Below are 24,380 nucleotides of genomic sequence, written 5' to 3'. Positions count from 1 at the left end.
GGGACGTTGCCATGCACGATGCCTCCGACTTCACCGCCGTGCTCTTCGGGCTGCGCGATTGCCTGGTCCAACCCATGGGCGGCGCTCCCCTGCCCTCGCCCGGCGCCCTCGACACCCTGTCCAGCCTGCGGCGCCAGCGCGTGCCCTGCATCTGGCTCGACGACGTAAGCCCAAGCCAAGGCAAGCGCCTGGCCGCCGTGCTGCCCGACTGGCTACCAGGGCAACTGGTCAACGGCTGCCCCTTGCCGGCACCGAATGCCTGCTGGCAGGCGTTGATGGCCCTGCAAAGCGAACGCCTGGAGGGCTGCGTGCTGGTCAGCGGCCAGCCACGCCTGTTGCAGGCAGGCCTCAATGCCGGGTTGTGGACGGTCGGCCTGGCCGGCTGCAGCCCCGAGTGCGACCCCAGCTCCCGCCAGTGGCAGGCCATGACCGAGCGGGAGCGCGAGCTGGCCCGCGGCAAGGCGACCCTCGCGCTGTTCGGCCTGGGCGTGCATTCGGTGATCGACCATCTGGAGGCCCTGGACACCTGCCTTGCCGATATCGGCCTGCGCCGGCGCAAGGGTGAAAAACCCTGATACGGCCTCGTTGACGCGGATCATGCAAAGCGCCCGCGGGTGGATTACGCTTGAAGGCAGGCCAGAACCTTTGCCCCGTTGCGAAGGTCCATGCCTTGCCAAGCCATAGAGGGAGAACACCCAATGCCTGCCCGCGAACTGCAAGAGCAACTCGAGAGCCTGCGCGAGCAACTGGAACGCAACCCGCCGCTCTCGCTGGAAGAGCGCGAGCATCTGCATGCACTGATGCAGCAGATCGAAGCCCAGATCAAACTGGAGGAAGCCACCCAGGACACCAACCTGGTCGATGGTGTCAACTCGGCTGTCGAGCGCTTCGAAGCAGACCACCCAGACCTGACCGCCATTCTGCGCAATATCGCCAACAGCCTGCACAGCATGGGGATCTGATCATCGCCTATCCTGGCCGCTCCGCGCACCTGTAGAGCGGCCTTGTGCCGCGAAAGGGCCGCACTGCGGCCCCCTTTGCCTACTGACGAACCAGCCGCTGGTTGCTCGGGCTGATCGCCCCGGTGCTGCGGTAGGGGTTGATGTCCAGGCCGCCGCGGCGCACATAGCGCGCATACACCGTCAAATGTTCTGGCTCGAGCAGGCGCAGCAGGTCCAGGTAGATGCGCTCGACGCATTGCTCATGGAAATCGGCATGCTGGCGGAAGCTCACCAGGTAGCTCAGCAGGCTGGCATGATCCAGGGCCAGGCCCTTGTATTGCACCACCACGCTTCCCCAGTCCGGCTGACCGGTCACCGGGCAGTTGGACTTGAGCAGGTGGCTGTGCACGGTTTCCTCGACCACACGCTGCGCGTCGCAGTGCAGCAGCTCCGGCTGGGGTTGCTCGTAGTTGCTGATGTTCACGTCCAGGGCATCGATGCATTGGCCAGGCAGCGTCACCACGCCCTGAGCCTCGACCTCGCCCAGGCTGCGAACCCGAACGCCCACCGGCTTGCCGGCAGCTGCGGACAGGTCCTTTTCCAGGCAAGCCTGCAGCTCGCCGACCGAAGCAAAGACCGTCTGGTTCAGCGAATTGAGGTACAGCTTGAACGACTTGGACTCGATGATGTTCGGCGAGTCGGCCGGAATGGCGAATTCACCAATGGCCACCACCGGCTTGCCCGAAGGCAGCAGCCAGGACAGTTCGAAGCAGTTCCAGTAGTCCACGCCCTGCCAGGGCAAGGTCTGGGCCGTGACGCCCAGCTCGGCCCACTTGGCCGTGCGCGGAATGGGGAACAGCAGCGAAGGTGTATAGGTGGCGATGTACTCGCTGGACTTGCCCAGCGGGGAGTGTTCGGCGGCGGGATGCATGGACCTGACCTGGATACGGAAGTTTCGAATGGGCCTAGTCTACCGTTTTTAACGCCAGCCTTGGCACTGGCGTCGCCCGCCGGCCCCCACCAGGCGACCAAGCGCGGCTGGCTGTTGGCTGACAGCTGCATTACAACGCAGTCAGCTTCGCCCGGCAGACCTGGGGTCACGTATCATCTGCCCGGCAACGACCGCTCTCACCTTCCAGCACAAGGGACACCATGAAACTGCTAATCGTCGAAGACCAGGCCAAGACCGGCCAGTACCTGTGCCAGGGCCTGAGCGAAGCGGGCTTCGCCACGGAGCTGGCCAGCGACGGGGACACCGGCCAGCACCTGGCCCTGAGCGGCGACCATGACCTGCTGATCCTCGACGTGATGCTGCCGGGGCGCAACGGCTGGCAGATCCTCCAGGCGGTCCGCCAGGCCGGCCTGGATACGCCAGTGCTGTTCCTCACCGCACGCGATGCCGTCGAAGATCGCGTGCATGGCCTGGAGCTGGGCGCCGACGACTACCTGGTCAAGCCCTTCGCCTTCTCCGAGCTGCTGGCACGGGTCCGCACGCTGCTGCGCCGCGGCACCAGCCCCAACCAGGACACCACGCTGGGCCTGGCCGACCTGCGCCTGGACCTGATTCGCCGCCGCGCCGACCGCAGTGGGCAGCGCATCGACCTGACCGCCAAGGAATTCGCCCTGCTCGAGCTGCTGCTGCGCCGCCAGGGCGAAGTGCTGCCCAAGTCGCTGATCGCCTCGCAGGTATGGGACATGAATTTCGACAGCGACACCAACGTCATCGAAGTGGCGATCCGCCGCCTGCGCCTGAAGATCGACGACGGCCATGCCAACAAGCTGATCCACACCGTGCGCGGCATGGGTTACGTGCTCGAGGAGCGCCAGGACTGATGCGTCGCCTGTCCCTTGGCGGGCGCCTGGCCCTGCTGTTCGCCGCCTGTACCGCAGCCGTTTCGCTGACCGCTGGGCTGCTGTTCAGCCGGGCCAGCGAACGGCACTTCGTCGAGCTGGACCAGCAATTGCTCGGCAGCCGGCTGTCCCTGATGCGTGCCCTGCTCGACGGCGTGGCCAGCCCCGACGCGCTGGCGCAACGGCTGCCGGCACTGCGCAACGAGTTGAGCCACCAGGCCGACCTGGCCCTGCGCATTCGCGGCGCCGACGGCGTGGTGTGGTACGACAGCCGTACTGACCTGCCCGAGGTGCCCCGCCATTCGGGCCTGGCGACCTTGCATGCCAACGGCATCGACTACCGCAGCCTTTCGACCCACTTGGATGAGCGAAACCCGAGCGCCGGGCAACTGACCCTGTTCCTCGATATCACCCATCACCAGCATTTCTTGCAGGGCATGCAGCGCCTGATCTGGCTGACGGTCGGCCTGTCGGCCCTGGCGACCGCCCTGCTCGGCGCCTGGGCTGCGCGTCGCGGGCTGCGTCCTTTGCGGCAGATGGGCGAAGTGGCCGCCAGCGTCAATGCCCGCTCCCTGACCACCCGCCTGCCGGTGGCGCAGATGCCCGACGAGCTGGCGGAGCTGGCCGACACGGTCAATGCCATGCTGCAGCGGCTGGACGATGCCTTCCAGCGCCTCTCGGCGTTTTCCGCCGACATCGCCCATGAACTGCGCACGCCGCTGTCCAACCTGCTGACCCATACCCAGGTCACCCTCACCCGCCCACGCAGCCTGGAGGAGTACCGCGAAGCGCTGCACGGCAACCTTGAAGAGCTGCAATGGATGGCGCAGCTGGTCAACGACATGCTCTACCTGGCCAAGGCCGACCATGGCCTACTGATGCCCAACCGTGAGACGCTGGACCTGGCCCAGGAGCTGGATGCCTTGCTGGAGTACTACGCACCCTTGGCCGAAGATGCCGAGGTGCACGTGCTGCGCGAGGGCCAGGCGATACTCGAAGGCGACCGCCACATGCTGCGCCGGGCGTTGTCCAACCTGCTCGACAATGCGCTGCGCTTCACGCCACAAGGCGGGGAAATTCACGTGGCGCTGGTGGCCGGCACGCGGATCACCGTCGCCAATACCGGCCCTGCGATCGCGCCGGCCATGCTGCCGCGGCTGTTCGACCGCTTCTACCGCGCCGACCCTGCGCGCCGGGAAGGCAGCAGCGAGCATGCGGGGCTGGGCCTGGCGATCACCCGTTCGATCATCCAGGCCCATGGCGGCACCATTCGCGCCGAGTGTGCGGACGGCTGGACGCGGTTCGTCATCGAACTACCCGAATAAGGGCTGCTGCGCCCCATCGCCGGCAAGCCGGCTCCCACAGGGGCCCTGCTCACTCAATGAATGATGTGCAGTTCCATGAGGGCCATCCCAGCCCTTGAGGCCACGCTGTCGCGCAAAGAACCAATGGCAGGCGCTACCCCTTTGTGGGCCGGCTTGCCGGCGATGGGCCGCGCAGCGGCCCCGTACCATCACTCGTAACGCAACGCCATCGCCGGCTCCACCTGGGACGCCCGATACGCCGGGAACCATTCGCACCGAGAGCGCGGAGGGCTGGACGCGGTTCGTCATCGAACTACCCGAATAAGGGCCGCTGCGCCCCATCGCCGGCAAGCCGGCTCCCACAGGGGCCCTGCTCACTCAATGAATGATGTGCAGTTCCATGAGGGCCATCCCAACCCTTCAAGCCACGCTGTCGCGCAAAGAACCAATGGCAGGCGCTACCCCCTTGTGGGAGCCGGCTTGCCGGCTCCCACAAGTGGCGCAGGCGACGCAAGTAAAGTTGTGGCGTTCCATGAGGGGCAATCCAGGCCTTCAGGCCGAGCTGTCGCGCAAAGAACCAATGGCAGGCGCTACCCCCTTTGTGGGAGCCGGCTTGCCGGCGATGGGCCGCGCAGCGGCCCCGGACATCGCCGGCTCCACCTGGGACGCCCGATACGCCGGGCACCATTCGCGCCGAGTGTGCGGACGGCTGGACGCGGTTCGTCATCGAACTACCCGAATAAGGACCGCTGCGCCCCATCGCCGGCAAGCCGGCTCCCACAGGGGCCCTGCTAATTCAATGAATGATGTGCAGTTCCATGAGGGCCATCCCAGCCCTTGAGGCCACGCTGTCGCGCAAAGAACCAATGGCAGGCGCTACCCCTTTGTGGGAGCCGGCTTGCCGGCGATGGGCCGCGCAGCGGCCCCGGACATCGCCGGCTCCACCTGGGACGCCCGATACGCCGGGAACCATTCGCGCCGAGTGCGCGGACGGCTGGACGCGGTTCGTCATCGAACTACCCGAATAAGGGCTGCTGCGCCAAATCGCCGGCAAGCCGGCTCCCACAGGGGCCCTGCTAATTCAATGAATGATGTGCAGTTCCATGAGGGACATCCCAGCCCTTCAGGCCGAGCTGTCGCGCAAAGAACCAATGGCAGGCGCTTACCCCCTGTGGGAGCCGGCTTGCCGGCGATGGGCCGCGCAGCGGCCCCGGACCATCACTCGTAACGCAACGCCATCGCCGGCTCCACCTGGGACGCCCGATACGCCGGGTAGATCGTCGCCAGGAAGCTCATCACCAGCCCCGCCGTGCAGATGATCGCCACATCGCCCCACTGCAGCTCGGACGGCAAGCTGCTGATGAAATATACATCGGAGGTGAAGATATGCTGCCCGCTGATGCGTTCCAGCCAGCCGACGATCTGGCTGACATTGAACGCGGCGACCACACCCAGCACACCGCCGACCAGGGTACCGACGATACCGATCAAGGAGCCCTGGACCATGAAGGTACCCATGATCTGCGCCGGCGTAGCGCCAATGGTGCGCAGGATAGCGATGTCCGAGCCCTTGTCGTTCACCACCATCACCAGGGTGGCGATGATGTTGAAGGCCGCCACGGCGATGATCATCATCAGCAACAGGCCGATCATGGTCTTTTCCATCTTCATCGCGCTGAACAGGCTGCCCTGGGTGTGCGACCAGTCATCGGCGCGGTAGCCCTCGCCCAGGCCCGCAGCGATGACCTTGGACACCTGCGGGGCGGCGTACAGGTCGTGCAGTTTCAGGCGCACGCCCTGCACGCTGCCCGGCGCCCAGCGCTGCATCTGGCCGGCATCGGCCACATGGATATAGGCTTGCGAGCCATCCAGCTCGGCTCCGACCTTGAAAATGCCGACCACGGTCAGGCGCTGCATACGCGGCGTAATACCCCCCGGCGCCTTGCTGATCTCCGGGACGATCAGGGTCAGCTTGTCGCCGGTGTTGAGGCGAAAGCGCCGAGCGGTCAGCTCGCCGATGACCACGCCATACTCGCCGGGCACCAGGTCCTGCAGCCGCCCCTGGACGATATGCTGACCGACGATCGAAACCTTGCCCTCCTCGGCCGGGTCGATACCGCTGACCTGGATCGGCTGCATGGCGCCTTTATAGGAAAGCATGCCTTCCATTTCGGTCAGCGGCGCGGCGGCCATCACGGCCGGGTTCTTCAGCGCGGCATCGGCGACCTTGCGCCAGTCGCCCAGCGGCTGCACGCCCAGGACGCTGGCGTGGGGCACCAGGCCGAGGATGCGCGAACTCATTTCGCGCTGGAAACCGTTCATCACCGAGAGCACCACGATCATCGCCAGCACGCCCAGGGACAGGCCGATCATCGAGGTCATGGAGATGAACGAGATGAAATGGTTGCGGCGCTTGGCACGGGTGTAGCGGGCACCGATGAACAAGGGCAAGGGTCTGAACATGTACGAGAACACCCAATGAAAAAGAGTTACGCAGCGGCTCCTGCCGCCGCGTGCGAGCGGCTCAGATCGGCACCAGGTGGCCGTCTTCCAGGCGCAGGACCCGGTCCATCTGGCGCGCCAGGTTGAGGTCGTGGGTCACCACCAGGAACGCTGTCTGGGACGAGCTGGACAACTCCTGCATCAGTTCCTGGATGCCCTGGGCGGTGTGGTGGTCAAGGTTGCCGGTGGGCTCGTCGAGCATCACCAGGCCCGGGCGATTGACCAAGGCACGGGCGATCGCCACGCGCTGGCGCTCACCGCCGGAAAGCTCGGCCGGCTTGTGGTTCAGGCGATGGCCCAGGCCCACCCGCTTGAGCAACGCCTCGGCACGCTCGCGGGCTTCGGGGATGGGCGTGCGACCGATCAGCAGCGGCATGCAGGCGTTCTCCAGGGCGGTGAACTCCGGCAGCAGGTGGTGGAACTGGTACACGAAGCCCAAGGCCCGGTTGCGCAGCAGGCCACGGGCACGCTCGCCGAGGGCCGACAGCTCTTCGCCGGCCAGCCAGACACTGCCCTGGGTCGGCGTGTCGAGGCCGCCCAACAGGTTGAGCAAGGTGCTCTTGCCAGAGCCGGAGCTGCCGACGATGGCCACCCGCTCACCGGCGTGCAGCTCCAGGTTCAAGCCCGACAGCACCTGCACCGACTCCGGGCCTTCCTCGTAGGACTTGCCCAGGTTACGGCAACTCAGTACGGCTTTATCACTCATGCGCGACTCACTCATAACGTAGCGCCTCTGCAGGCTGGGTGCGGGCCGCACGCCAGGCCGGGTACAGGGTGGCGAAGAAACTCAGGACCAGCGCCGCACCACAGACCATGTACACGTCCTGGGCCTGGATCTGCGACGGCAGGTAATCGATGAAATACACATCGGCATTCAGGAACTTGTGCCCGATCAGCTTCTCGATGCCGGCGATCACCGCACTGACATTGAGCGCCGCGAAGATCCCGACCAGGGCGCCGATCAGGGTGCCGACCACGCCAATCACCGTACCCTGGACCATGAAGATGGCCATGATCTGCGCCGGTGTGGCGCCCAGGGTACGCAGGATGGCGATGTCGCCCCGCTTGTCGTTGACCACCATCACCAGGGTGGAAATGATGTTGAACGCCGCCACCGCCACGATCAGCAGCAACAGCAAGCCGATCATGGCCTTCTCCATGCGGATCGCCTGGTACAGGTTGCCATGGGTGCGGGTCCAGTCGCGGGCATAGAACTCCTGCTCGCCCAGGTTCTGGGCGATGTTCCAGGCCACGCGCGGGGCTTGGAACAGATCGTCGAACTTCAGGCGCAGGCCCTGGACCTGGTCGGCCTTCCAGCGGTGCAGGCGCGACAGGTCGTTGATGTTGGTCAGGCCCAGGTAGCCGTCGATCTCACCCGCGCCGACATGGAAGGTGCCGACCACAGTGAAGCGCTTCATGCGCGGGAACATGCCAGCCGGGGTCACGCTGACCTCCGGAGCGACGAAGGTCAGCTTGTCGCCGATGCCCACGCCCAGCTTGGCCGCGGCCTTGTCGCCGATCATGATTCCCCACTCGCCCGGCGCCAGCTTGTCGAGGCTGCCGTCGCGGACGAAGTTGTCGATGATCGACACCTCGCGCTCGCGCGCAGGGTCGATGCCATTGAGCAGCACCTTCTGCACCTTGCCGTCGTGGGTCAGCAACCCCTGCATCTGGGTGAAAGGCGCCACCGCAAGCACTTGCGGATTCTGCTTTACTTGTTGGGCGAGGGCCGGCCAGTCGTCCAGCGGCTGGCCGCTTTCCAGGGTGGCGTGAGGGATCATGCCCAGCACGCGGGTACGCATCTCGTGGTCGAAACCGTTCATGACCGACAACACCACGATCATCACCACCACGCCCAGGGCGAGGCCGATCATCGAAGTCAGCGAAATGAACGAGACGAAGTGATTGCGACGCTTGGCACGGGTATAACGCGTACCGATGAATACGAAAAGAGGTCTGAACATGTCGGGGCTTGTTCGGATGAAAGGGAACGTCCTTGTGGCAGGGCGCCTACAGCGGCTTTACACTCGGACCACCGCCGTAACCATGGGTTCGCCATGACGACACTAGACGAAGAAGATCGCCGCGAATACTACCGCATCGAAGACAGTATCGCACTTGAAATCAGCCCCCTGGGCGCGGCCGAAGCCCTGGAAACAGACCTGTTGCAAGATGCTTCACCGCTGTTCAACCTGCTCAGCGAGCTGCACCTTGCCGACTTCGAATCCCAGCACCTGATGCGCCAGCTGAGCGAAAAGGACCGCACCCTGGCGGCATTCCTGCGGGTGCAGAACAAACGCCTCGACCTGCTCAGCGCGGTGATGGCCCAGGCCCTGCTGGGCGAAATCGGGCAGCCGCAGCCGGTCATTCTTTCCGAAGGCGGCATCGAGTTCGCCCAGGCAACCCCGATCGCCACCGATACCCGGGTGGCCGTGAAGATGGTGCTGATGCCTCGCGCCCTGGGCCTGCTGCTGCGCGCTCGGGTGACCCATTGCGACCAGCGCCCGGACGGCCTTTACGAAGTCGGCACCGAATTCATCGACATGACCGACGCCCAGCGCCAGCTGCTGGCCCGCTACATCCTGCAGCGCCAGCAACAACAACGGCGCCAGGCGCTGGAACAGAACGACCCCGCCTCCTGAGCCTATTCACTCTGATTTGAAGGAACGAACGTGACCCTGATCTATGGCCATCGCGGCGCCAAGGGCGAAGCGCCCGAAAACACCTTGACCAGCTTCCGCCAGTGCCTGTCCCACGGCGTCAATCGCTGCGAGCTGGACCTGCACCTGTCAGCCGACAATGAGCTGATGGTGATCCACGACCCCAGCCTCAAGCGCACCACCGGCCGGCGTGGCAAGGTGGTCGAGCACACCGCCGCCGAGCTGGTCACCTATGACGCGCGCAAGGGCGGCCCGGGCTGGGTGCAGCCCTGCCCCGTTCCGCGGCTGGAGGAACTGTTCGAAAAATGCGCCTTCGAGCACTGGCAACTGGAGGTCAAGAGTGCCTCGCGCACCCGCGCCGCCAGTACCGTATTGGCCATCCGCGAGCTGGCCCAGCAATACGGCCTGCTCGACAAGGTGACCATCACCTCGAGCTCCCGCGAAGTGCTCGGCGCCGCACTGGAGCTGGTGCCGGACGTGTCCCGCGGGCTGGTAGCCGAATACGCCTGGCTCGACCCGCTGAAGGTCGCCCAGAACTACAGCTGCGAGATGTTGGCCTTGAACTGGACACTGTGCACCCCCGAGCGCCTGCTCAAGGCCCAGCGCCAGGGGTTGCACGTATCGGTGTGGACGGTCAACGAACCGGCGCTGATGCGCCGGCTCGCCGACTTTGGCGTAGACAGCCTGATTACAGACTTTCCCGGTTTGGCCATGACCACCCTTGGGAAGGGCTGAATCCGGACTCCCCGGCCGGCTCAGGCCACCGGCCGGAGCCGCTCAAAAAAGCCGGTTCAGGCCGTCGTAGGCCGCTACCCGATAGGCTTCGGCCATGGTCGGGTAGTTGAAGGTGGTGTTGACGAAGTACTTCAGGTTGTTCTGCTCACCCGGCTGGTTCATGATCGCCTGGCCGATATGGACGATCTCCGACGCCTGGTAGCCGAAGCAGTGCACGCCGAGGATCTCCAGGGTCTCGCGGTGGAACAGGATCTTCAGCATGCCCTGGGGCTCGCCGGCGATCTGCGCGCGGGCCATGCTCTTGAAGAAGGCCTTGCCCACTTCGTACGGCACCTTGGCCTGGGTCAGCTCCTGCTCGTTCTTGCCGATCGAGCTGATCTCCGGAATGGTGTAGATACCGGTCGGCACGTCATCGACGAAGCGCCAGCTGCCATTGTCGACGATGCTGCCGGCGGCCGAACGGCCCTGGTCGTGGGCGGCGCTGGCCAGGCTCGGCCAGCCGATCACATCACCGGCGCCATAGATGTTCGGTACGCTGGTGCGGTAGGCCTGGTCGACTTCGATCTGGCCACGGCTGTTGACCTTGATGCCGATGTTCTCCAGGCCCAGCTTGTCGGTGTTGCCGGTACGGCCGTTGCACCACAGCAAGGCGTCGGCCTTGATCTTCTTGCCCGACTTCAGGTGCAGGATCACCCCGTTGTCCAGGCCTTCGACCCGGTCGTACTCCTCGTTGTGGCGTACGGTGATGTTGTTGTTGCTGAAGTGGTAGCTCAACGCCTGGGAGATTTCCGAATCCAGGAAGCTCAGCAGCTGGCCACGGTTGTCCACCAGTTCGACCAGCACACCCAGGCCACTGAAGATCGATGCGTATTCGCAGCCGATCACTCCCGCACCGTAGACGATCAGCTTGCGCGGGGTGTGGCTCAGGCTGAGGATGGTGTCGCTGTCATAGACGCGCGGGTGGTGGAAATCGATGTCGGCCGGGCGGTACGGGCGCGAACCGGTGGCGATGATGATGTGCTTGGCCACCAGGGTCTCGACCACGCCATTGGAGCAGACCACTTCGACGGTCTGCTCGTCGGCGAAGCTGCCGGTGCCGACGAACACATCGACGCGGTTGCGCGCATAGTAGCCGGTACGCGAGGCCACCTGCTTGGCGATCACCTTCTCGGCGCTCTTGAGCACATCGGGGAAGGAGAACCAACGCGGCTCGCCGATGGCACGGAACATCGGGTTGGTGTTGAACTGCATGATCTGCCGCACCGAGTGACGCAGTGCCTTGGACGGGATGGTGCCCAAGTGGGTGCAGTTGCCGCCGACCTGGCGACGGCTGTCGACCATCGCCACCTTGCGCCCCGCTTTGGCGGCGTTCATTGCCGCGCCTTCACCGGCCGGGCCGGAACCCAGCACCACTACGTCGTAGTTGTAGACAGCCATGCGTACTCCTTCAGAACTGGCCCGGGGTTACGGTTACCCGCGGGACTCGATCATGCCGCCGGGGCGTCATGAGAAAATTCGGGTGCAGTCTAATCAAGCGTGAACGCCGAGCACATTAACCCTTGGTCGCGTCGTAGGCCAATTTTGACCGCACTACATGTCATTCACCGGCTCCCTGGCGACGATCATCCGTGCTTGCGCTTTCACCTGCCTTTCAACGCCTGCTCGAACGCAGGCGTAGCACGGGAGACGAAGCCACCCTCGGCCCGGGTCACCAATACCGCGGCGATGCCGTGGGCCGTGGCGAAATCCCAGCCCTGCTCCGCGCCGAGGATCAACAGCAGCGTCGAGTAGCCATCGGCCTGCAGCGCCGAGGCGTCGAGCACGGTGACTGCCGCCAGGTCGTGCTCGACCGGGCGCCCCAGGCGGGCATCGAAGGTGTGCGAATAACGCCGGCCATTGTCCTCGAAATAGTGGCGATAGTCACCCGAGGTCGACACGGACAGGCCATCCACGGCGATCACCTGGCGGGCGACCTGGCGGTCTTCGCGGGGCAATTCCAGGGCGACCCGCCACGGGCTGCCATCGGGCTTGTTGCCCACGGCCTTGAGCTCACCGGTGACCTCGACGAGAAAATGCCCGACACCCATCGCTTGCAGGCGTTCGGCGATCAGGTCCACGGCGTGGCCCGCAGCGATGCTGTTGAAGTCCAGTTCCACCGGGGCGTCCTTGCACAGGGCACCGCCCTCGATGCGCAGGTGCCGGTAGCCCACGCGTTGGCGCGCCTGGGCCAGCTGCAACGGGTCGGGCACCTGTGCCCGCCGGGCCTGGGGGCCGAAGCCCCAGAGGTCGAGCAGCGGCTCGACGGTAAGGTCGAAGGCCCCCTGGCTCTGCTCGGCCAGGTGCTGGCCGAAGCCCACCAGTGCCAGCATGTCCGCCGGCAACGCCAGGCAGTGGTTGGCCGGCAGCTGGTTGAACTGGTTGACGGTGGAGTCGCCGCGGTAGGTCGAGTAATGCTCGTCGACGTCGCCGAGGATCGCATCGACGGTTTCCAGCACTTCCATTCGCGACGGGCCGCCGGGGTCGCGAACATACTGGATGCTGTAGCTGCTGCCCATGGTCGGGCCGCCCAGGCGCTCCAGCGTCGGGGCTGGGTCGCAGGCACCAAGGGACATCAGGATGAACAGTAATAGAAGTACGCGCAAACTCGATCTCTCGATTGTCCAGCCGCCTACAGGTACCGCGCAGATCGGCGCTTCGCGGCCAAAAAAAACGGGAACCCGAAGGTTCCCGTTTCTTCAACGCATTACAAGCGGATCAGCGTGGAAACGCTGGCGGGTTCACACCGGCCATGTCTTCCATCACGCGCACCACCTGGCAGCTGTAACCGAATTCGTTGTCGTACCAGACGTACAGGACAACGCGGTTGTCGTTGCAGATGGTCGCCTCGGCGTCGACCACACCGGCGTGGCGCGAGCCGACGAAGTCGGTCGATACCACTTCCTGGGAGCTGACGTAGTCGATCTGCTTGTGCAGTTCCGAGTGCATCGCGGTCTGGCGCAGGTACTCGTTGATTTCGTCGCGAGTCGTGGCCTTTTCCAGGTTCAGGTTCAGGATGGCCATCGAGACGTTCGGCGTCGGCACGCGGATGGCGTTGCCGGTCAGCTTGCCCTTGAGCACCGGCAGCGCCTTGGCCGCAGCGGTGGCGGCACCGGTCTCGGTGATGACCATGTTCAGCGGCGCGGCGCGGCCACGGCGGCTGCCCTTGTGGAAGTTGTCGATCAGGTTCTGGTCGTTGGTGAACGAGTGAACGGTCTCGACGTGGCCGTTGACGATGCCGTACTGGTCATTCACGGCCTTGAGCACCGGCACGATGGCGTTGGTGGTGCAGGAGGCGGCGGAGACGATCTTGTCGTCGGCGGTGATGTCACCGTGGTTGATGCCGTGCACGATGTTCTTCAGCGCACCCTTGCCAGGTGCGGTGAGGATCACGCGGGAAGCGCCAGGGCAGGCCAGGTGCTGGCCCAGGCCATCGGCGTCACGCCATACACCGGTGTTGTCGACGATCAGGGCATCGTGGATGCCGTACTGGGTGTAGTCGACTTCGCTCGGGTTCTTGGCGTAGATGACCTGGATCAGGTTGCCGTTAGCGGTGATGGTGTTGTTCTGCTCGTCGATGACGATGGTGCCGTCGAACGGGCCGTGTACCGAGTCACGACGCAGCAGGCTGGCGCGCTTGGTCAGGTCGTTCTCGGCGCCCTTGCGCACGACGATGGCGCGCAGGCGCAGGCCGTCGCCACCACCGGTCTTCTCGATCAGGATACGCGCCAGCAGGCGGCCGATGCGGCCGAAGCCGTACAGGACGACGTCGGTGCCCTTGCGTGGGGAAACGTTCTGCTGGCCGACGACATCGGCCAGCTCTTCGCGCACGAACTGCTCGACAGTGCGGCCGTTGCCTTGCTGCTTGAACTTGTTGGCCAGCTTGCCCAGGTCGACCGAGGCGGCACCCAGCTTCAGCTCGCTCATGGCCTTGAGCAGGGGGAATGTCTCGTGGACGGACAGTTCGGTTTCGTCGGCTTGACGGTGACGGGCAAAGCGGTGGGCTTTGAGGATCGAGATAACCGAACGATTGATCAGGCTGCGGCCATAGATCGAGCTCACCACGTTGTTATTGCGGTAGAGCTGACCGATAAGCGGGATCATCGCTTCAGCCAGGGCTTCACGATCGATCCACTCACCAAGACACTGGTCGGGCTTCTGAGTCACGGGAACCTTCCACATGTAGGGGGAGAAAAAAGGGGCTACATTATGACGCCCCTCGACGTATCGGGCAATGAGCGCCTGTCGCCACCGCCAGAGCCCGTCGCCACGCCCTTCCGAGCCTGACAGCGCGCACCGGCACCGGTACAATTGTCGTCTTTGCCGCAACGCTTGGAGTCCAATCTCCCGTGTCAGTTCTGCGCCTACCGCAATTATCGGCCACGGCCGGCAAACAAACCTGGGGCAACCTGCCCGGGGCCGCCCTGAGCCTTGCCATCGCCGAAGCCGCCAGCAGCGCTGGCCGCTTCACCCTGCTGTTGACCGCCGACAGCCAGGCTGCCGACCGTCTGGAACAGGAGCTGCGCTTCTTCGCGCCCGACCTGCCGGTGCTGCCGTTCCCCGACTGGGAGACCCTGCCCTACGACCTGTTCTCGCCGCACCAGGACATCATTTCCCAGCGCATCGCCAGCCTCTATCGGCTGCCGGAACTGGACCACGGCATCCTCGTGGTGCCGATCACCACCGCCCTGCACCGCCTGGCCCCGACCCGCTTCCTGCTGGGCAGCAGCCTGGTGCTGGATGTCGGCCAGACGATCGACGTGGAACAGATGCGCACGCGTCTGGAGGCCAGCGGCTACCGCTGCGTCGACACGGTCTACGAGCATGGCGAGTTCGCCGTGCGCGGCGCGTTGATCGACCTGTTCCCCATGGGCAGCAAGCTGCCCTACCGGATCGACCTGTTCGACGACGAGATCGAGACCCTGCGCACCTTCGACCCCGAGACCCAGCGCTCGATCGACAAGGTCGACTCGGTGCGCCTGCTGCCGGCGCGCGAATTCCCGATGCAGAAGGAAGAAGTGACCCGCTTCAAGGCGCGCTTTCGCGAGCGCTTCGATGTGGATTTCCGCCGCAGCGCGATCTTCCAGGACCTTGCCAGCGGCATCATCCCCGCCGGTATCGAGTACTACCTGCCGCTGTTCTTCGAAGAAACGTCGACCCTGTTCGACTATTTGCCGGCCGACACCCAGGTGTTCTCGCTGCCCGGCGTGGAGCAGGCCGCCGAGCATTTCTGGAACGACGTGCGCGGGCGTTATGAAGACCGCCGCGGCGACCTCAGCCGCCCGCTGCTGCCGCCGGCCGAGCTGTTCCTGCCGGTGGAGGACTGCTTCGCCCGACTCAAGCAGTGGCCACGGGTGGTGGTCAGCAGCGAAGACCTCGACCCAGGTGCGGGCCGCGCGCGCTTCCCGGCGCGCGCCCTGCCCAACCTGGCCATCGAGGCCAAGGCCAACCAGCCGCTGGCCGAACTCTCCAATTTCCTCGCTCAGTTCCCTGGCCGCGTGCTGTTCACCGCCGAATCGGCCGGCCGCCGTGAGGTGCTGCTGGAGCTGCTCGAGCGGCTGAAACTGCGCCCGCAAATCGTCGAAGGCTGGCACGACTTCATTACCGGTGCCGAACGCCTGGCAATCACCATCGCCCCGCTCGACGAGGGCCTGCTGCTGGACGACCCGGGCCTGGCCCTGATCGCCGAAAGCCCGCTGTTCGGCCAGCGGGTGATGCAGCGCCGGCGCCGCGACAAGCGCGGGGAAACCGCCAACGACGCGGTGATCAAGAACCTGACCGAGCTGCGCGAAGGCGCGCCGGTGGTGCACATCGACCATGGCGTAGGCCGTTACCTGGGCCTGGCCACCCTGGAAATCGACGGCCAGGCCGCCGAATTCCTCACCCTGGAATACGCCGAGAACGCCAAGCTGTATGTGCCGGTGGCCAACTTGCACCTGATCGCCCGCTACACCGGCAGCGACGATGCCCTGGCCCCGCTGCACCGACTGGGCTCGGAGACTTGGCAAAAGGCCAAGCGCAAGGCTGCCGAACAGGTACGCGACGTGGCTGCCGAGCTGCTCGACATCTATGCCCGCCGCGCGGCGCGCAAGGGCTATGCATTTGTCGACCCCGCGGCCGACTACGCCACGTTCAGCGCCGGCTTCCCGTTCGAGGAAACCCCCGACCAACAAGCGGCCATCGAAGCTGTGCGTGCCGATATGCTGGCGCCCAAGCCGATGGACCGCCTGGTCTGCGGCGACGTTGGCTTCGGCAAGACCGAAGTGGCCATGCGCGCGGCCTTCATCGCCGTGCACAGCGGCCGCCAGGTGGCCGTCTTGGTGCCTACCACGCTGCTCGCCCAACAGCACTACAACAGCTTCCGCGACCGCTTTGCCGACTGGCCGGTGACCGTGGAAGTGATGAGCCGCTTCAAGTCGGCCAAGGAAGTGGCCGCCGCTGCCGCCGACCTTGCCGAAGGCAAGATCGATATCCTCATCGGCACCCACAAGCTGCTGCAGGACGATGTGCGCTTCAAAGACCTGGGCCTGGCCATCATCGACGAAGAGCACCGCTTTGGCGTGCGCCAGAAGGAACAGCTCAAGGCCCTGCGCAGCGAAGTCGACATCCTCACCCTGACCGCCACGCCCATTCCGCGCACGCTGAACATGGCGGTGGCGGGCATGCGCGACCTGTCGATCATCGCCACGCCGCCGGCGCGTCGCCTGTCGGTGCGCACCTTCGTCATGGAGCAGAACAAGAGCACGGTCAAGGAAGCGCTGTTGCGTGAGTTGCTGCGCGGCGGCCAGGTCTATTACCTGCACAACGATGTGAAAACCATCGAAAAATGCGCCGCCGACCTCGCCGAGTTGGTGCCCGAGGCACGCATCGGCATCGGCCATGGGCAGATGCGCGAGCGCGAGCTGGAACAAGTGATGAGCGACTTCTACCACAAGCGCTTCAACGTGCTGGTGGCCTCGACCATCATCGAAACCGGTATCGACGTGCCCAGCGCCAACACCATCGTCATCGAGCGCGCCGACAAGTTCGGCCTGGCCCAGCTGCACCAGCTGCGCGGGCGGGTGGGCCGCAGCCACCACCAGGCCTACGCCTACCTGCTCACGCCAGCCCGGCAGAAGGTCAGCGCCGATGCCGAGAAGCGCCTGGAGGCCATCGCCAACACCCAGGACCTGGGCGCAGGCTTCGTACTGGCCACCAACGACCTGGAGATCCGTGGCGCCGGCGAGCTGCTCGGCGAAGGCCAGAGCGGGCAGATCCAGGCCGTGGGTTTCACCCTGTACATGGAAATGCTCGAGCGCGCGGTCAAGGCGATCCGCAAGGGCACCCAGCCGAACCTCGAGCAACCGCTGGGCGGCGGCCCGGAGATCAACCTGCGCCTGCCGGCCTTGATCCCGGAAGACTACCTGCCGGACGTGCATGCCCGCCTGATCCTCTACAAGCGCATTGCCTCGGCCGCCGACGAAGAAGGCCTCAAGGACCTGCAGGTCGAGATGATCGACCGTTTCGGCCTACTGCCGGAGCCGACCAAGAACCTGATGCGCCTGACGTCGCTCAAGCTGCACGCGGAAAAGCTCGGTATCAAGAAAGTCGATGCCGGCCCCAACGGCGGCAAGCTCGAATTCGAAGCCCAGACACCCGTCGACCCGCTGACCCTGATCAAGCTGATCCAGGGCCAGCCCAAGCGCTACAAGTTCGAGGGCGCCACGCAGTTCCGCTTCCTCGTGCCGATGGAGCGCCCGGACGAACGTTTCAACACCCTGGAGGCGCTGTTCGAGCGCCTGACCCCACAGCCTGCCTAAGGAAGATCCATGCGTGCCATCCGTTGCCTGACCTTGATGCTGACGCTGTTCGCGCCGGCCGCCTTCGCCGAAGGCCTCTATCAGGTAGAAATGATCCTGCTGCGCCAGAATGCCGTGCCCGCCGTGACCAGCCCGTTCGCCCCCGAAGACTGGAGCGCTGGCGCGCCACGCCTGGACAAGGCGGCCGAACGGCCACTGGCGCTGGACGATGAAGCCACCCGCCTGCAGGCGACGGCCGACTACACCGTGCTGCTGCACAAGGCCTGGCAACAGCAGGTCGGCAGCACGCCAAGCCGCATCGCCCTGAGCGCCGGGGACGAACAGTTCGGGCACTTCCCTATCGAAGGCAACCTGAGCATCGCCGACGGCCGCTTCATCGCCGTGGATGCCAACTTCTGGGTCAACCAGCTCGACGGCAATGGCAGCGTGCTGCGCAGCGAGCAGTTCAGGCAGAGCAACAGCAACATGAAGGCCAACCAGCTGACGTTCCTCGACGGCGGCCACCTGGCCGTGCTGCTGAAGGTCGCCCCCGCCGGCATGCGCAAGCTGCCCGTGCTCGACCCGGAGATGATGGAGCAATGAGGTGAGCGCGCGCGGTGTGCAGCAATTGCTCCTGGCCCATGCAGGCTGGATGTCCGCCTTCAATGACGGAGCGCTTGGCCGCGGCCTGGACTACGCCCTCCAGGGCAAGGTCAAGATTCTTTCGGCCAGTGACCAGGCGATCGAGGCCGTTTGCTCGGGCTCCGCAGGCCAGCGCTACAGCCAGCAGATCCATCTGGCCCATAGCGGCGCGAAGCTGCATGTACTCGGGCGCTGCACCTGCCCGGTGGGGACCAACTGCAAGCACTGCGCCGCAGCGCTGTTTCACCTGCAAGACTGTATCGACGACCCCACGGGCCCCGGTTGCGGGCCGTCGCTCCCGCCCGAACTGAGCCAGTGGGTCAAGGCACTCGAAGCCCCCACGGCCAAGCCGGCGGAGCCAAAGCCCTCGCGCAAGGGGCCGGCCATCTACTACCAGGTCAGGCTCGACCGTATGCAGTGCCGCCTGGAAGCCCTCAAGGGCACGCTGCAAAGCGACGGCAAACTGAAGCTGGGCAAGATCACTTCGCTGCCGGAGATGATCTACTACACCCCACGCTATGTGACCGAAGAAGATGCTCGCCTGCTGCGCCTGATCAGTTCACAGAACACGGCCATCGTTTCACCCTCGACGCCATTGGAGGGCAAGAAAGGCGCGGAATTGCTCGAATATGCCCTGGCCACCGGTCGCCTGCTGTTCGAGGACCAGCCCGAGCCATTCGCCCAAGGCCCTGAACAGTCGGCGGAGTTCCGCTGGGTCCGCCAGGACAACGGCAGCTACCGTGGCGCCTGGTATAACGAAGGCCATGCCCTGTTCCCGGTGCTGCCGCTGGACCCGCTGTACTACGTGGATACCCAGGCCCGGCAAACAGGCCGGCTGCGGCACGAGCTGGACCCTTTCATCGCCAGCCAGCTGGCCCTTGCCCCGACGGTACCCGAGGATCTGGTCGTGCCGCTGAGCCATCGGCTCAACGCCCTCAACCGCCAGGTCCCCACGCCGACCACCGTGCGCAGCGAAGAACACGAGCACATCCAGCCACGCCCGCACCTGACCCTCGGCAGCCTGGAATTCAGCGCCTACATGCCCAAGACCGGGCGCATGCAGCGTCAGATCCAACACCGCGCCGCCCTGGCCTTCAACTACGACGGCCTGCTGGCCAGCGGCAGCGACGAAAAGCCCCTGAACCGGCTCGTGGGCGAGACCAGCCAGCGCATCCACCGCCAGCCCCAGGCCGAGCAAGCCATACGCAAGACCCTGCGCGGGCTGGGCTTCAAACCTGCCACCCGGCAGAGCAAGGCCCTGCCCGACAGCGCCGGCGAGATGTTTCAACTTGCCGACGACGAAGCCTGGCTGCAGTTCGCCCGTGAAAGCCTGCCACGCCTGCGCGAGGCCGGCTGGGAAATCGACATCCCTCGGGATTTCGCCTTCGACCTGCAGGACATCGACGATTGGTACGCCACCATCGACGAAACGCCTGGCCATGAATGGTTCGACCTGGAGCTGGGAATCGTGGTCGATGGCCAGCGCCACAGCCTGCTGCCGATCATGCTGCAACTGCTGCGCAGCAGCCCCGAATTGCTGCGCCCCAGCGAGCTGGCCCGGCGCCGCGACGACGAACACCTGCTGATCGACCTCAACCGCGGTCGCCATGACAGCCCGGCCCTGCGTGTCGCCCTGCCCTATGGCCGCATCAAGGCGGTGATGGGCACCCTGGGCGAGCTGTACCTGCACGAACAGGCCGCCGGCCCTTCCCTGCGCCTGGAACGCGCCGACGTCGCCCGCCTGAACGATATCGACCACCTGCCGTTGCTCTGGGAAGGCGGCGAACACCTGCGTGACCTGGGCCGACGCCTGCGCGATGCCCGCGATCTGCAGGTCGAGCCACCCAAAGGGCTGAACGCCGCCCTACGCCCCTACCAGCGACAGGGCCTGAACTGGCTGCAGGCACTGCGCGAAATGGGTACGGGCGGCATCCTCGGCGACGACATGGGCCTGGGCAAGACCCTACAGACCCTGGCTCACCTGTTGCTGGAAAAGGAAAACGGCCACCTGCGACACCCCGCCCTGGCGGTGATGCCCACCAGCCTCGTACCCAACTGGCTCGACGAAGCCCAGCGCTTCGCCCCCGGCCTGCGCGTGCTGGCGCTGCACGGCCCGGGCCGCAGCAAGCATTTCGACAGATTGGGTGACTACGACCTGGTGCTGACCACCTATGCCCTGGCGCCGCGAGACCTCGAGCACCTGCGCCCGGTACCTTGGAGCGTGCTGATCCTGGATGAGGCGCAGAACATCAAGAGCAGCACCAGCAAGGCCGCCCAGGCGGTGTGCGAACTGCAGGCCGGGCAGCGCCTGTGCCTGACCGGCACGCCGATGGAAAACAACTTGGGCGAGCTGTGGTCGCTGTTCCACTTCCTGATGCCCGGCTGGCTGGGCGACCTCAAGCGCTTCAATCAGGATTACCGCACGCCCATCGAACGCCATGGCGACAGCGAACGCATGGCCCACCTGGCCAGCCGCATCCGCCCCTTCCTACTGCGTCGCACCAAGGAGCAGGTGGCCACCGAGCTGCCCGCCAAGACCGAAATGGTCCACTGGGTCGAGCTCAGCGATGCCCAGCGCGACACCTACGAAACGGTACGGGTGGCGATGGACAAGAAAGTCCGCGACGAGATCGCCCGCAACGGCGCGGCGCGCAGCCAGATCGTCATCCTCGACGCCTTGCTCAAGCTGCGCCAGGTCTGCTGCGACCTGCGCCTGGTCAAGGGCGTGGAAGCCAAGGGCAACCAGGCCGACAAAGGCAAGCTGGGCAGCCTGATGGAGATGCTCGAGGAGTTGCTCAGCGAAGGGCGAAGGGTGCTGCTGTTTTCCCAGTTCACCTCGATGCTGGCCCTGATCGAGGCCGAGCTGGAAAAGCGCAAGATCCGCTACAGCCTGCTGACCGGCGACACCCGCGACCGCCGCACGCCCGTGCAGCAGTTCCAGAATGGTCACAGCGAAGTGTTCCTGATCAGCCTCAAGGCCGGCGGCACCGGCCTGAATCTGACCGCCGCCGACACGGTGATCCACTACGACCCCTGGTGGAACCCGGCCAGCGAGAACCAGGCCACCGACCGCGCCTATCGCATCGGGCAGGACAAGCCGGTATTCGTGTTCAAGCTGATCACCCGGGGAACGGTGGAAGAGAAGATCCAACAATTGCAGCAGGAAAAGGCCGCGCTGGCGGCCAGCCTGCTCGATGGCGGGCAGGCTGGGCAGTGGCGCCTGGGCGATGACGAGATCGAGGCGCTGTTCGCGCCGTTGCCGGGTAAACGCCGCTGACCCAGCGAGGACTTCGTCCTCGATCGCGGTACAAGGCCGCTCCTACAGGTACAGCACCCCTCTTGGACTGGCGCAGTCACTGTGGAGCGGGCTTGTCCCGCGATGAGCCAGCGCAGTCCCCCGGTCAATAGATCAACTGCGCCTCTCTCAAGGCACCCAATGCCTCCAGCCAGCGCGGCTGCTGGCGGTAGTCGGTACACGCAAAGCCGCGCCCGCGCATCCCCGCGATCCGCGGCGACGGCTTGACCTTCAGGCGCTGCGCCGCGCTCAATGCCAGCTCCGCCGCGGCCCGGTCGTTGCACACCAGCCCCATGTCGCAACCGGCGCTCAGCGCGGCCTCGATACGGTTGGCCGCATCCCCCACCACATGTGCACCAGCCATGGACAGGTCATCACTAAAGATAACGCCCTGGAAGCCCAGCTCGCCGCGCAGAATGTCCTGCAACCAGCGCCGCGAGAAGCCGGCTGGCTGGTTGTCCACCTGCGGATAGATCACATGGGCCGGCATCACAGCTGCCAATTGGCCACTCAGGCGTGTGAACGGCACCAGGTCGGCCTGGCGCAGTTGCTCCAGGCTGCGCTCATCCGTGGGAATGGCCACATGAGAGTCCGCTTCAGCCCAGCCATGGCCAGGGAAATGCTTGCCACAGGCGCCCATACCGGCCGCATTCATGCCACGGATGAAGGCGCCGGCCAACAGCGTGGCCCGCGCCGGGTCGCCTTCGAATGCACGGCTACCGACCACCGCGCTGCGCTGGTGATCGAGGTCCAGTACCGGCGCGAAGCTCAGGTCCAGGCCAACCGCCAGCACTTCGGTCGCCATCAGCCACCCACACTGCTCGGCCAGGTACTCGGCGTTGGCATTGTCGGCGATCGCACGCATGGCCGGCAGGCGCACGAAGCCCTGACGCAAGCGCTGGACCCGGCCACCCTCCTGATCGACCGCCAGGATCAGGTCGGGCCGGATGGCGCGGATGGAGGCGCACAGCTCGCGCACCTGGCGGGGGCTGTCGATGTTGCGAGCGAAAATGATCAGGCCAGCCACCTCGGGCTGGCGCAATAGATGGCGGTCTTCAGCGGTCAGCCATTTACCGGCGATATCCACCATCAGGGAACCTTGCAGGCTCGCGGTCATAATTGAATCCTTCAGTGAAGAGGCAGGAAATCCCATTGCGGGCAGGCGGCTTCGTCGATCCGCACCCGACAATGTTCCTGCACACGGTCGAACAGCGGCACCAGGTCGCTGTTCCTCATGCGTATGCAGCCATGGGACAGCGGTATACCCATAGGTTCAGTGTCCGGAGTGCCATGCACGTAGATGTAGCGGCGAAAAGTGTCGACCTGGCCGAGACGATTGAACCCCGGTTCGCAGCCGCTGAGCCAGAGGATGCGGCCAAGGATCCAGTCTCGCCCGGGAAAACGGGCGTGCAGCGCTTGCGACCAGACCTCGCCGGTCCAGCGTCGGCTGCTCAGCACGGCGCCTTGCGGCAAGCCGGCACCGATCTTCGCGCGCACTTGGTGCAGGCCACGGGGCGTACACCCCGAGCCAGCGCGTTCGCCCGCGCCATTGCGCGCCGTCGACACTGCCAGGCGCACACGCAGCTCGCCCTGGGCGAACCCATAGAGGCGCTGGTCGGCGAGGGAAATGTGCAGGAAATCGAGGTCAGGCATGGGCGCTAGCTTAGCGCAAGCGCCCTTCCACGCCCAGCGCTCAGGCCTTGGCCGAGGCCGGCGCGGAACCGGTCTTGCTGCGCGGGCGCAATTGCGCTGCAGCCATCGCTTCGTCGGTGACACCGCTGTCGGCGCGCATGCCGGCGGCCAGGAACGGCACCATCAGGCGCATCACCTGTTCGATCGAGGTATCGACGCCGAAGTCGGTCTCGGCAATGGCACGCAAGGCCTTGATGCCCGACATGCTGAATGCCGCGGCGCCAAGCATGAAGTGCACCCGCCAGAACAGCTCCAGCGGCGGAATACGCGGAGCGGCTTCGTTGACCAGCAGCATGTAGCGACGGAACACCTTGCCGTACATGTCTTCCAGGTAGCGGCGCAGGTGGCCCTGGCTCTGGCTGAAGGCCAGGCCCAGCAGGCGCATGAAGATAGACAGGTCGTTGTTGCTGCGCGGCTGCACGGCCAGCGCCTGCTCCACCAGCATTTCCAGGAGTTCTTCAAGGCTCGGCCGAGGCTCGGGGCGAGCCTGGCGCCGGTCCAGCTCACGCTCCAGGCTTGCACAGAACGGACCGAGGAAGCGCGAGAAGACCGCCTGGATCAGGGCTTTCTTGGAGCCGAAATGGTAGTTCACCGCCGCCAGGTTGACCCCAGCCTTGCTGGTGATCAGCCGCAACGAGGTTTCCGCGAACCCCCTTTCCGCGAACAGCTGCTCGGCAGCGTCGAGAATGCGTTCAACGGTTTCGGATTGGGCCATGACTTTTCCGCCTGACAAACAGTTGTTTGAAACATACGTTTCAAGCAGGCCTGTTGTCAAGGTTCGGTGACTGGTGGGTCGCCATTTAAAAGCGCCGAGCCGCAAGCTGCAAGCGACACGTCACGTCCACGGTTGCAAAGTATGGAACGCGATTTCGAAGGTGCGCTCACTGCCCTTGCGGCTTTTTCTTGAAGCTTATGGCTTGCAGCTGGCCATCTACTGTATATAA

Annotated in this window: 19 protein-coding genes; 9 read left to right on the top strand and 10 right to left on the bottom strand. The window is 65.2% G+C overall.

Annotated features, from left to right (window positions below; genetic code table 11):
* Positions 1-11 precede the first annotated feature (11 nt).
* Positions 12-575, top strand: coding sequence for a phosphonoacetaldehyde phosphonohydrolase-related protein (locus ACNFG0_RS08965; protein WP_416764487.1), 564 nt, complete (start codon positions 12-14; stop codon positions 573-575).
* Positions 576-698: 123 nt separating this feature from the next.
* The gene (locus ACNFG0_RS08960) at positions 699-962 is read left to right on the top strand and encodes a DUF4404 family protein (RefSeq protein ID WP_084858169.1); all 264 of its coding nucleotides are present in this window, start codon (positions 699-701) and stop codon (positions 960-962) included.
* 79 nt (positions 963-1,041) lie between these two features.
* On the opposite strand, the gene queF is transcribed toward ACNFG0_RS08960, so the two are convergent.
* Positions 1,042-1,872 (bottom strand): NADPH-dependent 7-cyano-7-deazaguanine reductase QueF, encoded by an 831-nt coding sequence (gene queF, locus ACNFG0_RS08955; protein ID WP_416764486.1) that lies wholly within the window; start codon positions 1,870-1,872, stop codon positions 1,042-1,044.
* 221 nt (positions 1,873-2,093) lie between these two features.
* Here queF and ACNFG0_RS08950 point away from each other — a divergent pair, with 221 nt between their 5' ends.
* On the top strand, positions 2,094-2,774 hold the full coding sequence (locus ACNFG0_RS08950) for a heavy metal response regulator transcription factor (protein ID WP_196145508.1): 681 nt from the start codon (positions 2,094-2,096) through the stop codon (positions 2,772-2,774).
* Positions 2,774-4,117, top strand: coding sequence for a heavy metal sensor histidine kinase (locus tag ACNFG0_RS08945; protein ID WP_416764485.1), 1,344 nt, complete (start codon positions 2,774-2,776; stop codon positions 4,115-4,117). The genes ACNFG0_RS08950 and ACNFG0_RS08945 overlap by 1 nt, the downstream gene beginning before the upstream one ends.
* Before the next feature lie 1,197 nt (positions 4,118-5,314).
* Here ACNFG0_RS08945 and ACNFG0_RS08940 read toward each other — a convergent pair.
* From ACNFG0_RS08940 to ACNFG0_RS08930, 3 genes are all read right to left on the bottom strand, one after another.
* Positions 5,315-6,559: a lipoprotein-releasing ABC transporter permease subunit gene (locus ACNFG0_RS08940; RefSeq protein ID WP_196145507.1), complete on the bottom strand. Its 1,245-nt coding sequence runs from the start codon at positions 6,557-6,559 to the stop codon at positions 5,315-5,317.
* 61 nt (positions 6,560-6,620) lie between these two features.
* Positions 6,621-7,304, bottom strand: coding sequence for a lipoprotein-releasing ABC transporter ATP-binding protein LolD (lolD, locus tag ACNFG0_RS08935; RefSeq protein ID WP_172403038.1), 684 nt, complete (start codon positions 7,302-7,304; stop codon positions 6,621-6,623).
* Positions 7,305-7,311: 7 nt separating this feature from the next.
* On the bottom strand, positions 7,312-8,562 hold the full coding sequence (locus ACNFG0_RS08930) for a lipoprotein-releasing ABC transporter permease subunit (protein ID WP_196145505.1): 1,251 nt from the start codon (positions 8,560-8,562) through the stop codon (positions 7,312-7,314).
* 93 nt (positions 8,563-8,655) lie between these two features.
* Here ACNFG0_RS08930 and ACNFG0_RS08925 point away from each other — a divergent pair, with 93 nt between their 5' ends.
* Positions 8,656-9,240 carry a PilZ domain-containing protein gene (locus tag ACNFG0_RS08925; RefSeq protein WP_416764484.1) on the top strand — a complete coding sequence of 195 codons (585 nt, stop codon included), beginning with the start codon at positions 8,656-8,658 and terminating at the stop codon, positions 9,238-9,240.
* A gap of 30 nt (positions 9,241-9,270) precedes the next feature.
* Positions 9,271-9,993 carry a glycerophosphodiester phosphodiesterase gene (locus ACNFG0_RS08920; protein ID WP_196145503.1) on the top strand — a complete coding sequence of 241 codons (723 nt, stop codon included), beginning with the start codon at positions 9,271-9,273 and terminating at the stop codon, positions 9,991-9,993.
* A gap of 42 nt (positions 9,994-10,035) precedes the next feature.
* On the opposite strand, the gene sthA is transcribed toward ACNFG0_RS08920, so the two are convergent.
* The 3 genes from sthA to ACNFG0_RS08905 all read right to left on the bottom strand — a co-directional run bounded on the left by sthA (position 10,036) and on the right by ACNFG0_RS08905 (position 14,211).
* Complete coding sequence (sthA, locus tag ACNFG0_RS08915) at positions 10,036-11,430, bottom strand: Si-specific NAD(P)(+) transhydrogenase (protein ID WP_196145502.1); 1,395 nt, start codon at positions 11,428-11,430, stop codon at positions 10,036-10,038.
* A gap of 203 nt (positions 11,431-11,633) precedes the next feature.
* Positions 11,634-12,605, bottom strand: a complete 972-nt coding sequence (locus ACNFG0_RS08910; RefSeq protein ID WP_416764483.1) for an FAD:protein FMN transferase — start codon at positions 12,603-12,605, stop codon at positions 11,634-11,636.
* A gap of 142 nt (positions 12,606-12,747) precedes the next feature.
* On the bottom strand, positions 12,748-14,211 hold the full coding sequence (locus tag ACNFG0_RS08905) for a glyceraldehyde-3-phosphate dehydrogenase (protein ID WP_196145500.1): 1,464 nt from the start codon (positions 14,209-14,211) through the stop codon (positions 12,748-12,750).
* Between the two features lie 167 nt (positions 14,212-14,378).
* Here ACNFG0_RS08905 and mfd point away from each other — a divergent pair, with 167 nt between their 5' ends.
* Genes mfd through ACNFG0_RS08890 form a run of 3 tightly spaced genes read left to right on the top strand, consistent with a single transcriptional unit; the run spans position 14,379 to position 21,726 of the window.
* Positions 14,379-17,828 carry a transcription-repair coupling factor gene (gene mfd, locus ACNFG0_RS08900; RefSeq protein ID WP_416764482.1) on the top strand — a complete coding sequence of 1,150 codons (3,450 nt, stop codon included), beginning with the start codon at positions 14,379-14,381 and terminating at the stop codon, positions 17,826-17,828.
* A gap of 9 nt (positions 17,829-17,837) precedes the next feature.
* Positions 17,838-18,410, top strand: coding sequence for a CsiV family protein (locus tag ACNFG0_RS08895; RefSeq protein ID WP_196145498.1), 573 nt, complete (start codon positions 17,838-17,840; stop codon positions 18,408-18,410).
* A 49-nt stretch (positions 18,411-18,459) separates the two neighbouring features.
* Positions 18,460-21,726: an SNF2-related protein gene (locus tag ACNFG0_RS08890; protein ID WP_416764548.1), complete on the top strand. Its 3,267-nt coding sequence runs from the start codon at positions 18,460-18,462 to the stop codon at positions 21,724-21,726.
* Positions 21,727-21,850: 124 nt separating this feature from the next.
* On the opposite strand, the gene nagZ is transcribed toward ACNFG0_RS08890, so the two are convergent.
* The 3 genes from nagZ to ACNFG0_RS08875 are packed head-to-tail and all read right to left on the bottom strand — an operon-like array spanning position 21,851 to position 24,151.
* Positions 21,851-22,849, bottom strand: a complete 999-nt coding sequence (gene nagZ / locus ACNFG0_RS08885; protein WP_416764547.1) for a beta-N-acetylhexosaminidase — start codon at positions 22,847-22,849, stop codon at positions 21,851-21,853.
* A 23-nt stretch (positions 22,850-22,872) separates the two neighbouring features.
* The gene (locus tag ACNFG0_RS08880) at positions 22,873-23,397 is read right to left on the bottom strand and encodes a L,D-transpeptidase family protein (RefSeq protein ID WP_416764481.1); all 525 of its coding nucleotides are present in this window, start codon (positions 23,395-23,397) and stop codon (positions 22,873-22,875) included.
* Between the two features lie 40 nt (positions 23,398-23,437).
* Positions 23,438-24,151, bottom strand: a complete 714-nt coding sequence (locus ACNFG0_RS08875) for a TetR/AcrR family transcriptional regulator (RefSeq protein WP_084858185.1) — start codon at positions 24,149-24,151, stop codon at positions 23,438-23,440.
* Positions 24,152-24,380: the final 229 nt, after the last annotated feature.

It is taken from the genome of Pseudomonas sp. NY15372 (assembly GCF_048068215.1).
Taxonomy (GTDB): domain Bacteria; phylum Pseudomonadota; class Gammaproteobacteria; order Pseudomonadales; family Pseudomonadaceae; genus Aquipseudomonas; species Aquipseudomonas guariconensis_A.
The sequence above is the reverse complement of the archived record's forward strand: the minus strand, read 5'-3'. Positions and strand labels throughout refer to the sequence as shown.